This is a genomic window from Mycolicibacterium sp. TUM20985 (assembly GCF_030295745.1).
Classification (GTDB): domain Bacteria; phylum Actinomycetota; class Actinomycetes; order Mycobacteriales; family Mycobacteriaceae; genus Mycobacterium.
On sequence record NZ_AP027291.1, the window covers coordinates 5,913,040 to 5,929,293 of the forward strand.

Consider the following 16,254-nt stretch of genomic DNA (forward strand, 5'->3'; position numbering starts at 1 on the left):
GAGGCGAAACGATGACCGCACCCGCGACCCGGCGGCAGGACGTGCAGCGCCCCGGCACAGTGGCCGAGGCCGCGCAGCTCCTGCGGGACTCCACCGGCTCGGTGCTGGTCCGCGGCGGCGGAACCAAGCTCGATTGGGCGGGCCGGGTGTCCGACCCGGACCTGCTCCTCGACACCACCGACCTTTCCGGGGTCTTGACCCACAACCCCGGTGACATGACCGCATCGGTCCGCGCGGGCACCACCCTCGACACCTTGCAGGACCACCTCGCCGAGAGCGGTCAGTGGCTGGCACTGGATCCGCCGAGCGCAGCCAACGGAGCGACGCTGGGTGGGCTCTTGGCAGCCGGGGACTCGGGACCGTCGCGGCTTCGCTACGGCGGGCTGCGCGATCTGGTCATCGGCGTCACGCTCGTGCTCCCCGACGGCACCGTCGCCCGCTCCGGTGGCCACGTCATCAAGAACGTCGCCGGCTATGACCTCGCCAAGTTGGTACACGGTTCGCTCGGCTCGCTCGCCCTGATCGGTGAGGTCGTCCTGCGGCTGCACCCGCGGCCCCCGGCCGAACTGACGACGACGGGCACCGCCGACGCGACGCAGGCCACCGCGGCCGCACTCGCGCTCGCTGCCTCTCCGCTCGAACCCGCGGCCGTGGAATGGATCTCGGGTGAGCCGGGGCGGCTCCTCGTGCGATTTCACGGCACCCAGGCCTCGGTCGAGGCGGCCGGCACCCGCGCCGCCGATCTGCTGGCAGGGCTTGGCATCCACGCCGATGTGATCGAAGACGCCGCGGCCACTTGGCGGGAACACGGCGCAGCCGTTCTCGGTGCCGACGACGAGACGGTCCTCCGCATCGCAGGGCTGCCCAGCGGACTCGACCATCTCGCCGGCCACGTCGTGGAAGAGGCCGGCCGCGCCGGCCTGGACGCGCACGTCGTCTCCAGTGCCGCACTGGGGATGCACACCGTCCGGCTTCGCGGCGCATCGGCGCCGGAGCACGCGACGATGCTGACGGCCCTGCGCGAGTACGCCGCGAAGCATCGCCTGAGCCTCCTGCTGCGCCATCGCCCCGACGGCGTCGAGGACCTCGTCGACGCGCTCGGTCCGCCTCCGTCGACCCTCGAACTCCTCCGAAGGATCAAGACCCAGTTCGACCCCACCGGGCGTCTTGCACCAGGCCGCTTCCAGCCCTGGTACTGAGCCGCCAGACATGACTCGTCGACCACGAAGGACCGTGTGATGACCGATCCAGCTTCCCGACACACCGACGAGCTCTCGGTGGCGGCGGCGATCGATACCGAGGGCGTTGGCTTCGGCATCTTCGATGCGCACCACCCGCCGAGTGAGGAACTCATCGACGACTGCGTGCACTGCGGCTTCTGCCTGCCCACCTGCCCCACCTACCTACTCGAGGGCAACGAGGCCAACTCCCCGCGCGGGCGCGTCTACCTCATGGAGGCGGGCAAGGCCGGTGAGGTGCCGATGGACCAGGATTTCGTAGCGAACTTCGACGCCTGCCTGGGCTGCATGGCGTGCGTGACGTCGTGTCCGTCCGGGGTGAAGTACGACCAGCTCATCGAGGCCGTCCGGCCGCAGATCGAACGCAACTGGGAGCGCACCCGAGCCGATCGCCTGTTCCGGACTTTGATCTTCAGCCTGTTCCCTTACCCCACGCGACTCCGCCCCGCGGCCCTCTTCGGTGCGCTCTACCAGCGTCTCGGGCTGCGTCGGCTACTGATGGCCACCGGCCTGCTCGACCGGCTCCCGGCCCGGCTGCGTGCGATGGAAGCCCTCCTGCCAGACCTGTCACTGCGCGACGTGGTAGCCCGCCAGCCCGCCTTCACCCCCGCCGTCGGCACCTCGCGCCAACGCGTCGGGATGCTCTCGGGATGCGTCCAGCGCGTCTTCTTCGGTGACGTCAACGCGGCCGCCACCCGGGTACTGGCTGCCGAGGGATGCGACGTCGTCGCCCCCAAGGACCAGCAGTGCTGCGGGGCGCTGTCCAGCCACTCCGGCCGCGAAGAGGAAGCGATCGCGCGCGCGCGCCGGCTCATCGACGTCTTCGACGCTGCCGACGTCCAGAGCATCGTGGTCAACGTTGCCGGTTGCGGCTCATCGATGAAGGAGTACGCCGTGCTCCTGCGTGACGACCCCGACTATGCCGACCGCGCCGCCGCCTTCAGCGCCAAGGTCCGCGACATCTCGGAGCTTCTGGCCGAACTCGGACCCGTCGCGCCGCGCCACCCCATTCCCGCCCGTGTCGCCTACCACGACGCCTGCCATCTGGCCCACGCCCAGGGGATCAGGGCCCAGCCGCGCGCGGTCCTGCACGGCATTCCGCAGCTGACCGTCACCGACATCCCCGAACCCGACATCTGCTGCGGCTCGGCTGGCATCTACAACCTCGTCCAACCCGACGCCGCCGAGCGGCTCGGCCAACGCAAGGTCGAGCAGATCAACACCACCGCACCCGACGCGGTCGTGACCTCGAATGCGGGCTGCCTCCTGCAGATCCGGCGCTACCTGGATGCCGGCGTGCCCCTGTTCCATCCCGTCCAGCTCATCGACGCCTCCATCCGCGGCGTCAATCCGATCCCGTCGAGAGGGCCCGACCATGTATGAGCAGATCTTCGATCCGATAGGTGGATCGCTCGCACTGTCCTCGGCGTTCGCGGCGCTGCCGCTACTGACCATCTTCGTGCTGCTGGGTGCCGTGCGAATGAAGGCCCAGTGGGCTGCGCTGATAGCCCTGGCGGTGGCGTTGATCGTTGCGGTCGCCGTCTACGGCATGCCCGTCGGGCAAGCCTTCAGCAGCGCCGCCGAGGGCGCCACCTTTGGGATCTTCCCGATCATGTGGATCGTCGTGACGGCCATTTGGATCTACAACATGACGGTCGAGACTGGCCACTTCGGCGTGCTGCGCCGCTCGTTCGGCACCGTGTCGAGCGACCAGCGTGTCCAGGCGGTCATCATCGCGTTCTGCTTCGGCGGGCTGATGGAGGCCCTCGCCGGCTTCGGGACGCCGGTTGCCATCAGTGCGGTCATGCTCATCGCGCTGGGGTTCTCGCCGATGAAGGCGGCCACGGTCGCACTGGTCGCGAACACCGCGCCCGTCGCATTCGGCGCCATCGCGGTACCCATCACGACGCTGGCCAAGATCACCGGAATCCCCGTTGACGACCTGGCCTCCACCGTCGGCCGGCAGACCCCGATCCTTGCCTTGTTCGTACCGCTGGTGCTCGTCCTGATCGTCGACGGCCGTCGAGGGATCCGGCAGTGCTGGCTGCCGGCCGTCGTCGCCGGGGTGGTGTTCGCAATCGGGCAGTTCGTCTCGTCGAATTTCTTATCCGTCGAGTTGACCGACATCATTGCCTCACTTGCCGCCGCTGGCGCACTGGTCATTCTGATGCGGGTCTGGCAGCCGTCCGAGGAACTCACCGTCGAGCGCCTGAGCGAGGACGAGATGCAGGACCGGATCTCCAACGCCGAGTCGTCGGCCCACGCCGTCGAGACGGGTGACCGCGGTCGCGGCACCACCGCGGTGTCCACCCGATCGGGGGGCGTATCCGGCGATGGCACGCCGCCGAACGATTCCGGTCGGAAGGTACCCCGAGGAGCATCCGACGGCCACGATGATCGGGGTGACCACCCGCACGACGACGCCGATTCCAAGCGGGAGGTGCTCAAGGCATATTCGCCCTACCTCATCATCATCGCCGTGTTCTCCCTGGCGCAGATCGGCCCCATCAAGACGCTGCTCGCCAAGGGCGCCGTGACCTTCCCCTGGCCGGGGCTGAACATCGTTACCCCGGCGGGCAAACCGCCGTCAGGCGTGACCTTCGCCTTCGGATGGCTGTCCGCGGCCGGCACGCTTCTGCTCATCTCCGGCCTCATCACGATGGCCGTCCTCGGGCTAAGTCCCGCCTCTGCGCTCAAGGCCTTCGGCGCGACCCTCAGCCAGCTCAAGTGGGCGATCGTCACCGTGGCCGCCGTCCTAGCTCTGGCGTACGTGATGAACTTCTCCGGCCAGACCATCACCATTGGTCAGTGGATCGCCGGGACCGGCAGCTTCTTCGCCTTCCTGTCCCCCGTGCTCGGCTGGCTTGGCGTCGCGGTGACGGGTTCGGACACCTCGTCGAACGCGCTATTCGGCACCCTGCAGGTCGCCGCAGCGCAGAAGGCGGGCCTGAGTGAGGTGCTACTCGCGGCGGCCAACAGCTCGGGTGGCGTGCTCGGCAAGATGATCTCCCCGCAGAACCTCGCGATCGCCGCGGCGGCCACTGGCATGGCGGGTAAGGAGGGCGACCTGTTCCGCAAGGTCATCGGATGGTCAATAGGTTTCCTATTGTTGATGTGCGTGTTGGTCTACCTGCAGTCCACGCCGGTGCTGGCCTGGATGCTGCCGTGACCCCGGGCCGGCCGCGGATCGTGGTGGCGCCCGACGAGTTCAAGGGCAGTCTGACCGCCACGCAGGAACCCGCTACATAGCCGGCGCGGCGGCACCACCACGGCGCTGAGGTTCCGTTGAGGACCGCGCCCGATGCTCTATCTCATGCAGCCACACCAAGTGGCTTCGAGAAGAGGAGCTCCCATGATCACCACCCGCATCGCCACCGCCGCGGCCATCCTCACCTTCGGAATCGCCGGGCTCGGCGGAACCCTGGTGGCCATCGCCGCCCCGGCCCACGCCGACACCGCGACGATCACCCACATCGACGGAACCCCCATGACGGGCACCGCCGGGCCAGCCGTCGAAGACGCCAGCACGATCACCGACGAACTCGAAGCTGCCACCCGCGGCCCCAACGTCGCAGCCGTCCCCGCCCCCGGCACCGCCGCCACCCAGCAGCACATCCCCTTCCCCCACAACCCCGCCCCGCACAGCGACCACGCGGGCCAGGGCCACAAGGGAAGCAACGAGCAGCACGGCCGCTGACACCGGGCAAGGGCAATGCCGCAGTTTCGGTCTTTGACCTGTTCACGGCGTTGTACGGTCACGTCGACCACGACACTGGATCCGGCTCCAAACGAACGAAGAACGAGGGGATCCATGTCCAGCAAGAGTCGAAGACGCGCAACGTGTTCCATGGCAATCGGCGCCGTCACCGCCATCACACTCGCGGGCGGCTCCGGCACGGCCTGGGCCGCGGAGCCCACGAACGGGGAGTCGCTGCGCATCGCGCTGGGTTCGCAACCGCAGGCGTCGCAGATCCCACTGGTCTACGGCGTAGACCACAACGGAGGCGACTTCGGGCTGGCCATCAGCGTCGAGCAGAACGTGACGACGTCCGATTCCCACACCACCGCCGTGCAGACCTTCCTCGACGGCAAGGCTCAGGTCATGGCGACGTCGTTCTCCGCGATCCTGGATGCACGCGAGCAGGGTGAGAACGTCAAATTGTTCTGCCCATTCGTCAGCATGGACGACTTCGTGCTGGCGGGTGCCAATGGCGTGAACACCGCCGGACAGCTGTTCGACCCGTCGGCCAGGGTCGGCATCGACAGCCCGGGCGGCGCCGGGGCGATCGTGCTGAACGCGATGCTCAGCGGCGTCGGCGAGCCCCGCGACGTCGATGAGATCCCCACGCAGCGGATCATCGAAAGTTCCAGCGCCCGAACGGCGGAGTGGGCCGCAGGCGGCCTGGATGCCACGGTCATCCACGACACGCAGTACGACGGCGCGCACGCTTCGGTGAACCAGCCGGTGGAGATCGCCACCCTGTACGACAACGCCCCCGGATTCATCAAGGTGGCTCAGGCCGCCCGCGCGGAATGGCTCGACCAGAACCGTGAACTCGCCGCCAGATACTGCGCCACCACGCTGCGCGCGATGAAGACGTTGAAGAGCGACTTCGGCCTGTTCCAGGCGGCGGTCGACGAATACGTTGCGGAACCGCCCTCCGACGTATCGCTGCGAGAGCTGTTCGCGCTCATCCAGCGGTACCCGTTCTGGACCGAGGACGGTGGGCTCTCCGACGACAGCGTGAAGTTCATGATCGACATGGCGAGCGAGTCGGGCGTGCTCACCCAACCGATGAACGCTTCCGATGTCGTCGACCGTGCGACGCTGACTCGGGCCGTCGAACTGGCCAACCAACCGCCGGGGTAGTAACCGCCTCCTGCAACGGGTTTGGACTCAGGAGCACGCGCGGTCGGTGAGCATCTCCAGCGGAACCGCGTCAGCCATCGCCTGGTAGCCGGCGAGGTTGAAGTGCAGGCCGTCGGAACCGTCGTAGGCCGGATTGATCCGCGACGGGTCGGCGGGGTCGCGGACAGCGGCGTCGAAGTCGACCACTCCGTCCGCTGGGCTTTCCTGCCGGATCCAGGAGTTGACGGCCTGGCGCACGGCGTCGCTACCCGGCGGGGCGGCGGAACTACCACCGGCCGGGGTGAGCGTGCCCTGCAGCACTCGCAGACCCTGCGAGTGCAGGCGGTCGATCACGTCTCGGTACCCGCCGGTCAGCTGCTCGACGGTGGCGTTGGGGGACATCAGCAAGTCATTGATGCCCTCGAGCCAAATCACCGTCGTCACGCCCGACTGGGTCAACACGTCGGCGTCGAGCCGACGGATCACCGCCGCTCCCTGGACATCCGGTTGGCCACCGACTGCCGAATCCTGCAGCACGCGGTTGCCTGCGATACCGAGGTTGAGCACCGACAGTGGGCGGTCCGCGGCGGCAAGCCGGCGGGCGAGGTCGTCTGGCCAGCGCCCGTCCGCATCGATACCCTCCAGTGTCTCGGGTGCCCCTGCTGGCACCGCTTGGTAGCCGTCGGTGATCGAGTCACCGAGTGCCGCAACAGCACTGTCCGACAGTGGCGCCAGCACCTCGACGCCGCTGACGAAGGGGCGGCTGGTGGTGCGTTGGGTGAACGCGTCCCCATCGACGTCGCTGGTGTGGTCACCAGTGCCCTCGGGCGTGAGGTAGGACGTCTGCCGCGCGACGTCATGCTCGGTCGGCTTACCGACGTCGCCGGCCACGTGCAGGCTCACGGCCAGCGACTCGAATGCCTGGACGGCGAATTCGACGGGGTCGCTCAGCACGTCCTGACCGGGGGCCACTGTGACGCTCCGGTCCCCGGCGAAGGTCAGCGGTGCAGTGGTGTCCGGAACCAACGCCGGCCCGGATGCACGGCGCGCGACGGCCGCGTGCGCGAATGTCACTGGGACGGTGCCGAATCGGTTCGACAACCGGACTCGCGCGGTGGTGCCACCGAACGTCGGCGTCAGGATCGCCCGGATGGTCTCGTCCCGCACCACCGACTTAGGGTTCATCGACATGTCGTACCGATCCATGTCGTCGGTGCCGCCAGAGGCATCCGACGGCGCGGCCGCCCACACCCCGAGCCAGCCCTGATCCGAACAGCTGGGCAGTGGATCGGCCGCAGCCACGCCGGGCGCGACGAGTTGGATGACCAGCCCGGCCACCGCGGCCGAGATCGAAAGACGCTGGCGGGTATTGGTGGAGGTCATGCGGTCGTCTCCCGAACGGTCACGACGGCGTCGCCGAACCGCGCTTCTGTGTCTAGGATTTGGCGGCGGAAGTAGACATGTACGCGAAGTACACGCCGCCGGCGAGGATGAGGCCGACGACGATCAGGACCGGAATGGTGTTGTCGCCGGGTGTGACGAGCACCAACAGGAAGAATGCCTCCCAGATCAGCGCAGCTACGGCGACCGGCATTTCGAAGCGCCCCAGGCTGAAGCCACCTTCCCTGTGCTCCAAGCGTTTTCGCACCGCCAGGTAGCGGATCACGATGCCGGTGTAGATCAGCGCGGGCAGGAGCGTCGATCCCACGATCAGCGGGATCAGTGCGTCACCGGGGAGCGCGAGCATCAAGACGACGCCGACGGCGAGGATCAGAAGCGTCGCCGGAACCGGGGTTTGCGTCTTGGGGTTGACCTTCTTCATCAGCTCGTGCGCCGGGAACCGATTGTCGCGGGCCATCGCGAACACCTGCCGTGAACACGCGGCTATCACTACCATGCCTGCCCCGAACATCGCGAACACCAGGCCCGCCAACAGGATCCGCTCGGCGACCACGCCAGACTGGCTGCGGATGATCTCGGCGACCGGCGATCCACTCGAGGTCACTCCCGAAATATCCTTGATGGCGACGGTCAAGACGATCAGGAACAAGAACCCAAGCACTCCGGCTGCGAGCGCCGACGCCACGATCGCGCGAGGGACGCTGTTGAACGGATCCTTGGCTTCTTCAGCCAGATTCGTCGCGGAGTCGAAGCCGACCAGAGTTGTCAGGCCCATGATCATGCCGGCCATCAAGCCGCCGCCGATGGCGAAGTAGTTCGGTGCGTCGGTGGTGACATCGCGAGCTCGATGCCTACCGCACTGGACGTGATCATGCCGAGCAGTCGCGTGGAGGCGATCACCAGCACCGCCTGGATGACCAGTATCGCCACCGTGAGCATCCGCGCGGTGTCTTCGTTCTCGGCCATTCCGACCAGAGGCAAGAACGCCTGGCTGGCCAGCGCGTTGTCCAGCGCCACGACGGCGATCGCCAGGTACCAGAACGTCAACCAGCCGGACAGCCAGCCGATCTTCGGGTTGGCCAGCCGCGACGCCCACTTATAGGAGGATCCACTGAGCGCAATTCGGGCCGCGAACTGCGCCACCACGAGGGCTACCAGCGCTTGCCCGATGGCGGCAAGGATCCACAACCAGATGCCGACCGGTCCGGAGCTCTTGAGGAGGTCGTCGTAGGTCGCGAAGATGCCGACGGCCACCGAGATGAATGCGAAGGAGACCGCGAACACCTGGAATGCACTGAGGGTTCGCTTGAGTTCGGGTTCGTAACCGCGATCCGGACTTCGTTCGTCCGGAGCGGCGAGGTTCGCCATATCATCTGCCGTCATCGACGTTCCGCTCTTCTATGGCTGGTGCGTACGGGACACTAGAGCAAAGTTCAAGCCTTGCGGCGCAGAATCTGCTTTTGCGTCAAACCGCCTCCGACGCCGATTCCCGTGGCGGGCGTCAGCACGATCACTCGTCGGTGTACGAGCTCGCATGGTTGATGTCCCGCAGCCACTCCGGAGCCCCTTGCTCGGTGTTGAGGCCCTTCTCGATGATGGCTAGGTTGTGGTGCACGTGCACGCCCGTGATGGCCAGATCGGTCTTCGACGGTTGATCGTCGCCGGTCCGTATCTGCTCCGACTGGTGCAGGCCGTCCAACATGGTCTTGATGAGCTCCATGGACATGTACTGGGCTGACGGGTCCCGGTCGCCGCCCCAGTCGGGCCAACACGACGACGCCAAGTCCTCGATGACGTCGTAGATGCCACCCGGTTTCACGTGTGGGAATAGGGCATTGAAAGAGGCCGCAACGACTCTCTCGCAGTCTTGTTGACTCACGTCAATCTCGCGGTCCCACGGACGCCTACCGAGCGTCAGCTCTCCGGCAGCGCGGCGAAGCGCTTCTTGACGTCGTTGTACCAACCCATCGACTTCAGCGGGTGGCGCCAGCGGCCCTTCATGTCGTCGCGGGCGGGTACGTGTTCGTCGTCTCCGGCTTGCACAAGTTCCTTGAGGTGTTGGTCCTGGGCGTTGATGATGTCATCGGCACTGTCACCGCGGTGCGCGAGATCGCAGGGGCCACCGAGATCTTGGCAGGTCATCGACTTCACGGACGTTCCTCCTGTCTTGGTCACACCGGACAATCCGGGTGCGTCAAGGTGATGACGCATCCGACGACGAAAGTGTGACCGCGATGGTGAGCGACGACCAGCTGCGCGAGGGCTTCCAGGCCGAGCGGCCTCGTCTGGAGCGCATCGCTGCGCGAATCTTGGGCGACGCCCACGCGGCCGAAGACATCGTGCAGCAGGCGTGGCTGAGGCTGCACGCCACCGACGAGCCCATCGACAACCTGGCGGGCTGGCTCACGACGGTGACGTCACGGTTGTGCCTGGACCGGCTGCGGGTGCGTACCCCGGAGCCGATGGATTCGATCGAGGTCGAGGCGACGGCACCCGACCCGGCCGACGACGTGGTGCTCGCCGACACCGTTGGCATCGCGCTGCAGGTGGTGCTCGACCGACTCACGCCCGCCGAGCGGGTGGCGTTCGTGCTGCACGATAGCTTCGCCGTCGACTTCGATCTGATTGCCGCGATGCTCGATACGACTCCGGTCGCCGCGCGCAAGCTGGCGTCTCGGGCGCGCGCCAAGGTGCGCCCCGCCGCGCCCGAAGATGCTCTCGCCGACTGGGAGATCGTGGACGCCTTCATGGCCGCGGCCCGCGAAGGCGACTTCGCCCGGCTGCTGGAACTGCTGGCTCCCGACGTGGTGGTGTCCGCCGACGCGGCCGCCGGTGCGCTCGGCACGCCGACGCACATGCGGGGCTCCGATGAGGTAGCCACCTTCTTCAACGGCGCTGCGGCGGCTGCCTTTCCGGTGTTCGTCGATGATCGCCCCGGGGCGGCGTGGATCAATCGCGGCGAGGTGAAGGTCGCCTTCGACTTCACCGTCGAGAACGGTCAGGTGCGGCGGCTCCACTTTCGCGCCGACGACGACGTGCTGGCCGGCGTACGACGGCGCGAGGGCGGGAGTGCGCGACAGTGACCCGCTGGTGATCTAGCTGACGTTGAGCGTCACGGTCGCAACGGCGCTGTCGACCTTTCCGTCATTGACCTTGTAGGAGAAGGAGTCTTGCCCGACGTAGCCCGCCGTGGGCTGGTAGGTGAACGCTCGCTGGTCGCCAAGGAAGACAAGAGTGCCGTGCTGAGTGCTGGTGACGAGTATCCCGGTCAGCACGTCGCCGTCGACGTCGGACGATCGGTTGGCCAGCGCGATGGCCACGAAGCTGTCCTTTGCGATGGGAATGACGTCGTTGAGCGCCACGACCGGTGCGTCGTTGACGGCGGTCACCGTGATGGTGACGGTCGTGAAGGCCGTCTCGGCAGCCCCGTCGCTCGCCTTGTAGGTGAACGTGTCCGTGCCGTTGACGTTGGGTCCCGGCGTGTAGGTGAAGGACCCGTCCGAGCGGAGCTCCAGCGAGCCAAGAGTCGGTTCGATGCCAATGCTCACGACGCTCAGCGTTTGGCCGTCGGCATCTGTGTCGTTGCCGAGGAGGCCTGGGGCGTTCACGGTCAGGACCGTGTCTTCGGCGATGGTGTAGGAATCCGAATTACTCACCGGCGCAATATTGTTGGCGTCGGCCGTGACGGTGATCGTGACGGTGCCCTGGCTGGTCGCCGTGCCGTCGCTCACCGTGTAGGTAAAGGAATCGGCTCCGGCGTAGTTGGCTGCCGGCGTGTAGGTGAAGGTGCCGTTCGAGAGCAGCCCGGACAGCGTGCCGTGTTGAGGTGCGATGGCCGCCGTGATGCGGATCTGGTCGCCGTCGGGGTCGGTGTCGTTGGCCAACAGGCCCGGTGAGTTGATGGTCAGGGTGCCGTTTCCGGCGACGGTGTAGGCGTCGTTGCCGGCGATGGGCGCGTCGTTGACTGCGGTGATCGTCATCGTCACGGTCGCTTCATTACTGAGCGCGCCGGTGTCGTCCCTGACCTTGTAGCCGAAGCTGTCGGTCCTCGCCTCGCTGCCGTTGTTGACGTAGGTGACCGAGCCGTTGGCGTTGGCGGTCGCGGTTCCCGCGGTGGGTTGTCGGGTGATGACGACGGTGGTGGTGTCCACGGTGCCGTCGCCGTCGATGTCGTTGGTCGTCACCGCGATGGTGGTGCTGCCGCCTTCGGCGACGGTCGCGGCGTCGTTCACGGCGACCGGTGCGTCGTTGACTGCGGTGATCGTCATCGTCACGGTCGCTTCATTACTGAGCGCACCGGTGTCGTCCCTGACCTTGTAGCCGAAGTTGTCGGTCCTCACTTCACTGCCGTTGTGGGCGTACGTGACCGTGCCACCGGCGTTGACGGTGACGGTTCCTGCGGTGGGCTGCCGGGTGATGACCACGGTGGTGGTGTCCACGGTGCCGTCGCCGTCGGTGTCGTTGGTCGTCACCGCGATGGTGGTGCTGCCGCCCTCGGCAACGGTGGCGGCGTCGTTCACGGCCGCCGGCGGTGTGTTGAGCGCGGCGGTCGCGGAGGAGATCAGGACGGTGTGATTACTGGCGGCGACCTGGGTGTAGGTGACCCCGGCCGGCAACACCGGGATGTTGAGCTGCCCGCTGGCATTCTGCCCGAAGGCGACGGCGGTGCCGTCGGAGCGCAGCAGCGCCGAGTTGTAGCGGGCGGCGGCTACCCCGGTGTAGGTCACCCCGGCAGGCAACGCCGGAACGATGGATTGCCCCCAGCCATTGTTCCCGACCGCGACGGCGGTGCCATCGGAACGCAGCAGCACCGTGTGTATCTCGCCCGCGGCGACCTGGGTGTACTTCACCCCGGCCGGAAGCGCGGGGATGTTGAGTTGCCCCCAGCTGTTGTCGCCGATGACGACAGCGGAGCCGTCGGAGCGCAGCAACACCGTGTGCCGTATGCCGACCGCAGCCTGGGTGTAGGTGACCCCGGCCGGCAGCGCGGGGATGTTGAGTTGTCCGTAGTCATTCTGACCTACGCCGACGGCGGTGCCGTCGGAGCGAAGCAGGACCGTGCCATCTTCGCCGGCGGCGATGCGGATGTAGGTCACCCCAGTCGGCAGCTGGGGGATGTCGATCTGCCCGTCGTCGTTGTCCCCGAGGCCGATTGCGGTGCCATCGGAGCGCAGTAGCACCGTGTGCCGGTAGCCGGCCGCTACTTGGGTGTAGGTGACCCCTGCCGATAGCTGAGGAATGTCGAGCTGCCCATCGGAGTTGTACCCGACTGCGACGGCGGTGCCATCGGACCGCAGCAACACCGTCGAAAACAAGCTGACGGCCACTTGGGTGTAGGTGACCCCGGCCGGTAGCGCTGGGATGTTCGCCTGCCCGGAGACGTTGATCCCGATGGCGGTCGCGTTGCTGGCGGTGCCGATGACCAAACTCTTCGTCGCCGTGGCGTTTTGGGAATCCGTGACGGTGACGGTGACCGGCAACTGTGCGCCGGGGTGCGCGCGGGCCCAGGTGGGGTCGACGACTACCTGGATGGAACCACCGGCCAGTTGAGTCACAGTGAGCGGGATGGTGCCATTGGCGCTAGTGACCGTGGTGGTCAGCGTGTCCCCGTCGACGTCGCTGGCGTTCGGCGATATCACCCACGTGTTGCCGACTCCCGGTGTGGACGTCGGCTGTCCGAGGACCGGGGCGTCGTTGACCGCGGTGACGGTGATGGTGACGGTGGCGGTGGAGCCGCCGGCGAGGGTGTAGGTGAAGGTGTCCGTGCCGTTGTAATTGGCAGTGGGCCTGTACCTCAGCGTGCTGCCGGTGAAGGTGACCACGCCATTGATGGGTTGGGTCACGCCGGTGATCGTCTTGGGCCCGGCGTCGACGTCAGTGTCGTTGCCCAACACGTTGATCAGCGTGGTGCCGCTGTCCTCAGCGACGGTGGCGGCGTCACCGACCGCGACGGGTGCGTCGTCGACGGCGGCGACGGCAATGGTGACGGTCGCGGTGGAGCCGCCGGCGAGGGTGTAGGTGAAGGTATCTATGCCGGTGAAGTTCGCGTTCGGCGTGTAGCTCAGGGACGTGCCGGTGAACGTGACCGTGCCCCCGGCGGGCTGGGTGACGCCGGCGATCGTCCTGGGCCCAGCGTCGACGTCAGTGTCGTTGCCCAACACGTCGATCAGCGTGGTGCCGCTGTCCTCAACGACGGTGGCGGCGTCACCAACCGCGACGGGTGCGTCGTCGACGGCCGTGACCGTGATGGTGACGGTCGCGGTGGAACCGCCGGCGAGGGTGTAGGTGAAGGTATCTATGCCGGTGAAGTTGGCGTTCGGCGTGTAGCTCAGGGACGTGCCGGTGAAGGTGACCGTGCCCCCGGCGGGCTGGGTGACGCCGGCGATCGTCCTGGGCCCAGCGTCGACGTCAGTGTCGTTGCCCAACAAGTTGATCAGCGTGGTGCCGCTGTCCTCGGTGACCGTGGCGGCGTCACCAACCGCGACGGGTGCGTCGTCGACGGCCGTGACCGTGATGGTGGCGGTGGCGCTGAGGCCGCCGTTGAGGGTGTAGGTGAAGGTGTCGGTGCCGGTGTAGTTGGCGTTCGGCGTGTAGCTCAGGGTCGTGCCGGTGAAGGTGACCGTGCCCCCGGCGGGCTGGGTGACGGCGGTGATCGTCTTGGGCCCGGCGTCGACGTCAGTGTCGTTGGCCAACACGTCGATCAGCGTGGTGCCGCTGTCCTCAACGACGGTGGCGGTGTCGTTCACAGCGACCGGGACGTCGTCGACCGCAGTGACGGTCACGGTGACCGTGGCTGTGCCGGTCAAGGAGCCATCGGTCGCGGTGTAGGTGAAGCTGTCGGTGCCGTTGTAGTTGGCGTTCGGGGTGTAGGTGACCCCCGAAGCGGTGAAAGTGGTTGTGCCGTGGCTTGCTTGGGTGACGCCACTGACCGTCAGCGGGCTTCCGTTGGCGTCGGTGTCGTTGCCGAGCACGGCGATGGTGATCGGGGTTTCTTCGACGGTGGTGCTGACGTCGCCGTTGATCACCGGCGCGACGTCGACGCGGTTGAGCGATACGGCGACTGTCCCGCTGGCGGTCGTGGAACTCCCGGACAGCGGGATGCCGAAGAAGTTCCGACGGGCGCCGGCGTCACTAACGGTGTAGGTGAAGGTGTCCGTGCCCCCACTCAGCGCATAGGCGTCGTCGGGGTCGTAGGTGAAGGTGCCGGTCGTCTGGTCGACGGTCACGGTGCCATGGGTGGGACCTCCGACGGCACCGCGCGCGGGCACGGTGTAGGTCAGCGGATCACCGTCGGCGTCGGTCGCGGCGAATGCCACGGGTCCGCTCACGGCAGTGGGGGTCGTCAGCGTGACGGTGACGTTCTGGTTGGGCGCCGTCGGCGTCGAATTCGCGAAGGTGCGCTGTAACTCGCGACGCACCCAGGCCAGGACCGCCCACAGCAGCGGTGGTTGCGCGGGTGCGATCGGAGCGCCACCGAAGAAGGGTCTCAACACTGCGTTGATCAGCGTGGTGACGATGGATACGGGCACTGCCAGGAATGCGCTGATCGGGTCGCTGGCCACCGCCGGCGCGAGTGCCGCCGTCGTGGCCGCGAAACTCGTTCGTTGCGTCGTGGATTCGACACCGGAAGCAGATTGCTCCGACACCGAAGTGGTCGGGCGCAGGCTGCGCGGGAGTGCCGCGGCCTTCGGTTCGGTGGTCGACTTCGGCGAGGGCACCGTCGTGGAGGAGTCCGCCACCGAGGTTTTCGGTTCGTCCGTCTGCGTCTCAACGTCGTCGGAGCTGGGCGGCGGGCTCGCGGTTGGCGTCGAGGAGGCAGTCGGGGCGACGGTGGCGTCACTAGTCGTGTCGTCACTAGTGGTGTCGTCGACGGCCGGCTCGGGGGTGACGGGCGCGGTGGGCGTTGCGGTGGGCCCGGTCGTCGCACTCGTCGATGCCTGAGTGCTGGTACCGGTGTTGGTTTGAGCACTCACGGTGCTCGACGGCGCCTCGCTGCCGCCGCCCTGGCCGTCGCTCGTGGTGCCATTCGTCGACGCGTCCGTCGTGGTGTCCTGCGGTGATTCGACGTTCGTCACCGCAGTCGCCGCTCCGGGGGCGTCAGCCGGCGACTGCGCTGACACGCCGACTGGCTCGTTCGGAGAACCGCCTTCGTCGGCGAACGCGGGTTGCGGGAATACGACGACCGTGCCGACTCCCAGCACCACGGCCAACGCCCCGACACGGCCGACGTATCGACTGAAACCCATTGATCCACCATTCACGAGCTCAGCTAACCAAGTATCGTTACAGCAATCGCGGCAACGTCGTCACAATACTTACCTTGGCGTCAGCGGTTTTGTGCTGCATCTGTGAACATCGCGTGTGGATCTAGCAAAGTGTTGAAGATCTGGACGAGGTATCGACGACATCTCGGTCGACGTCAGGACGCCCCGGGCCGCACGCGACACGGCACGCCGTTGACGACGTGGGTGCTACTGGGGACGTCCAGGACGTCAATGGGGTTGAGCAGATTGGCGTTGATTCCGGGGTGCGCGTTGGCCACCGCGAGCATCGTTCCAGGCAGGCCATGACCCCAGCCGTGCGGCAGCGAGACGACGCCGAAAAAAACATCATCTCAGCGCTTACCTGCACCACCACGTCCACCGACCCGCCATCGGTCTCCACCGTTGCCGTCTTCGGGCGGCGGCGGACCCCAACGCGCGTGCGTCGTCGGGGTGCACGAGCAGCGTGCAACGTTCCCTACCGCAACCATATCCATAGCTGGGT

12 protein-coding genes and 1 pseudogene are annotated in these 16,254 nt (G+C 67.0%); 7 read left to right on the top strand and 6 right to left on the bottom strand.

Features of this window, described 5'->3' with window-relative positions:
- Positions 1-11 precede the first annotated feature (11 nt).
- The 5 genes from QUE68_RS28775 (at position 12) to QUE68_RS28795 (ending at position 6,108) form a co-directional block, all read left to right on the top strand.
- Positions 12-1,199 carry an FAD-binding oxidoreductase gene (locus tag QUE68_RS28775; RefSeq protein WP_284234543.1) on the top strand — a complete coding sequence of 396 codons (1,188 nt, stop codon included), beginning with the start codon at positions 12-14 and terminating at the stop codon, positions 1,197-1,199.
- 39 nt (positions 1,200-1,238) lie between these two features.
- A complete protein-coding gene (locus tag QUE68_RS28780) occupies positions 1,239-2,621 on the top strand; it encodes a (Fe-S)-binding protein (RefSeq protein ID WP_284234545.1) in 1,383 nt (460 codons plus the stop codon).
- Positions 2,614-4,407 carry an L-lactate permease gene (locus tag QUE68_RS28785; protein WP_284234547.1) on the top strand — a complete coding sequence of 598 codons (1,794 nt, stop codon included), beginning with the start codon at positions 2,614-2,616 and terminating at the stop codon, positions 4,405-4,407. The genes QUE68_RS28780 and QUE68_RS28785 overlap by 8 nt, the downstream gene beginning before the upstream one ends.
- A gap of 183 nt (positions 4,408-4,590) precedes the next feature.
- Positions 4,591-4,935, top strand: a complete 345-nt coding sequence (locus QUE68_RS28790) for a hypothetical protein (RefSeq protein ID WP_284230375.1) — start codon at positions 4,591-4,593, stop codon at positions 4,933-4,935.
- A 150-nt stretch (positions 4,936-5,085) separates the two neighbouring features.
- Positions 5,086-6,108, top strand: coding sequence for an ABC transporter substrate-binding protein (locus tag QUE68_RS28795; RefSeq protein WP_284234550.1), 1,023 nt, complete (start codon positions 5,086-5,088; stop codon positions 6,106-6,108).
- A 27-nt stretch (positions 6,109-6,135) separates the two neighbouring features.
- On the opposite strand, the gene QUE68_RS28800 is transcribed toward QUE68_RS28795, so the two are convergent.
- The 4 genes and pseudogenes from QUE68_RS28800 to QUE68_RS28815 form a co-directional block, all read right to left on the bottom strand.
- A complete protein-coding gene (locus QUE68_RS28800; RefSeq protein ID WP_284234552.1) occupies positions 6,136-7,470 on the bottom strand; it encodes an SGNH/GDSL hydrolase family protein in 1,335 nt (444 codons plus the stop codon).
- A pseudogene (locus tag QUE68_RS28805) lies at positions 7,467-8,871 on the bottom strand (APC family permease). The gene QUE68_RS28800 and the pseudogene QUE68_RS28805 overlap by 4 nt, the downstream one beginning before the upstream one ends.
- A 127-nt stretch (positions 8,872-8,998) precedes the next feature.
- On the bottom strand, positions 8,999-9,307 hold the full coding sequence (locus QUE68_RS28810) for a hypothetical protein (protein ID WP_286274878.1): 309 nt from the start codon (positions 9,305-9,307) through the stop codon (positions 8,999-9,001).
- Positions 9,308-9,402: 95 nt separating this feature from the next.
- Entirely contained in the window at positions 9,403-9,630 is a 228-nt protein-coding gene (locus tag QUE68_RS28815; protein WP_284234745.1) for a hypothetical protein, read from the bottom strand.
- A gap of 92 nt (positions 9,631-9,722) precedes the next feature.
- Here QUE68_RS28815 and QUE68_RS28820 point away from each other — a divergent pair, with 92 nt between their 5' ends.
- Positions 9,723-10,571 carry a sigma-70 family RNA polymerase sigma factor gene (locus QUE68_RS28820; protein WP_284234746.1) on the top strand — a complete coding sequence of 283 codons (849 nt, stop codon included), beginning with the start codon at positions 9,723-9,725 and terminating at the stop codon, positions 10,569-10,571.
- A gap of 12 nt (positions 10,572-10,583) precedes the next feature.
- On the opposite strand, the gene QUE68_RS28825 is transcribed toward QUE68_RS28820, so the two are convergent.
- Positions 10,584-15,017 carry an Ig-like domain-containing protein gene (locus tag QUE68_RS28825; RefSeq protein ID WP_286274879.1) on the bottom strand — a complete coding sequence of 1,478 codons (4,434 nt, stop codon included), beginning with the start codon at positions 15,015-15,017 and terminating at the stop codon, positions 10,584-10,586.
- Between QUE68_RS28825 and QUE68_RS28830 the strand changes: the two genes are divergently transcribed.
- Complete coding sequence (locus QUE68_RS28830; protein ID WP_286274880.1) at positions 15,004-15,429, top strand: hypothetical protein; 426 nt, start codon at positions 15,004-15,006, stop codon at positions 15,427-15,429. The genes QUE68_RS28825 and QUE68_RS28830 overlap by 14 nt on opposite strands.
- Positions 15,430-15,907: 478 nt before the next feature.
- Here the strand turns inward: QUE68_RS28830 and QUE68_RS28835 are convergent, their stop codons facing one another.
- Positions 15,908-16,030 carry a hypothetical protein gene (locus tag QUE68_RS28835; RefSeq protein WP_286274881.1) on the bottom strand — a complete coding sequence of 41 codons (123 nt, stop codon included), beginning with the start codon at positions 16,028-16,030 and terminating at the stop codon, positions 15,908-15,910.
- Positions 16,031-16,254 lie beyond the last annotated feature (224 nt).

Coding starts and splice junctions, on each gene's coding strand:
- QUE68_RS28830 (WP_286274880.1), top strand. CDS start 15,004: ATGGATACGGGCACTGCCAGGAATGCGCTGATCGGGTCGCTGGCCACC.
- QUE68_RS28790 (WP_284230375.1), top strand. CDS start 4,591: ATGATCACCACCCGCATCGCCACCGCCGCGGCCATCCTCACCTTCGGA.
- QUE68_RS28775 (WP_284234543.1), top strand. CDS start 12: ATGACCGCACCCGCGACCCGGCGGCAGGACGTGCAGCGCCCCGGCACA.
- QUE68_RS28800 (WP_284234552.1), bottom strand. CDS start 7,470: ATGACCTCCACCAATACCCGCCAGCGTCTTTCGATCTCGGCCGCGGTG.
- QUE68_RS28820 (WP_284234746.1), top strand. CDS start 9,723: ATGGTGAGCGACGACCAGCTGCGCGAGGGCTTCCAGGCCGAGCGGCCT.
- QUE68_RS28785 (WP_284234547.1), top strand. CDS start 2,614: ATGTATGAGCAGATCTTCGATCCGATAGGTGGATCGCTCGCACTGTCC.
- QUE68_RS28795 (WP_284234550.1), top strand. CDS start 5,086: ATGGCAATCGGCGCCGTCACCGCCATCACACTCGCGGGCGGCTCCGGC.
- QUE68_RS28780 (WP_284234545.1), top strand. CDS start 1,239: ATGACCGATCCAGCTTCCCGACACACCGACGAGCTCTCGGTGGCGGCG.
- QUE68_RS28815 (WP_284234745.1), bottom strand. CDS start 9,630: ATGACCTGCCAAGATCTCGGTGGCCCCTGCGATCTCGCGCACCGCGGT.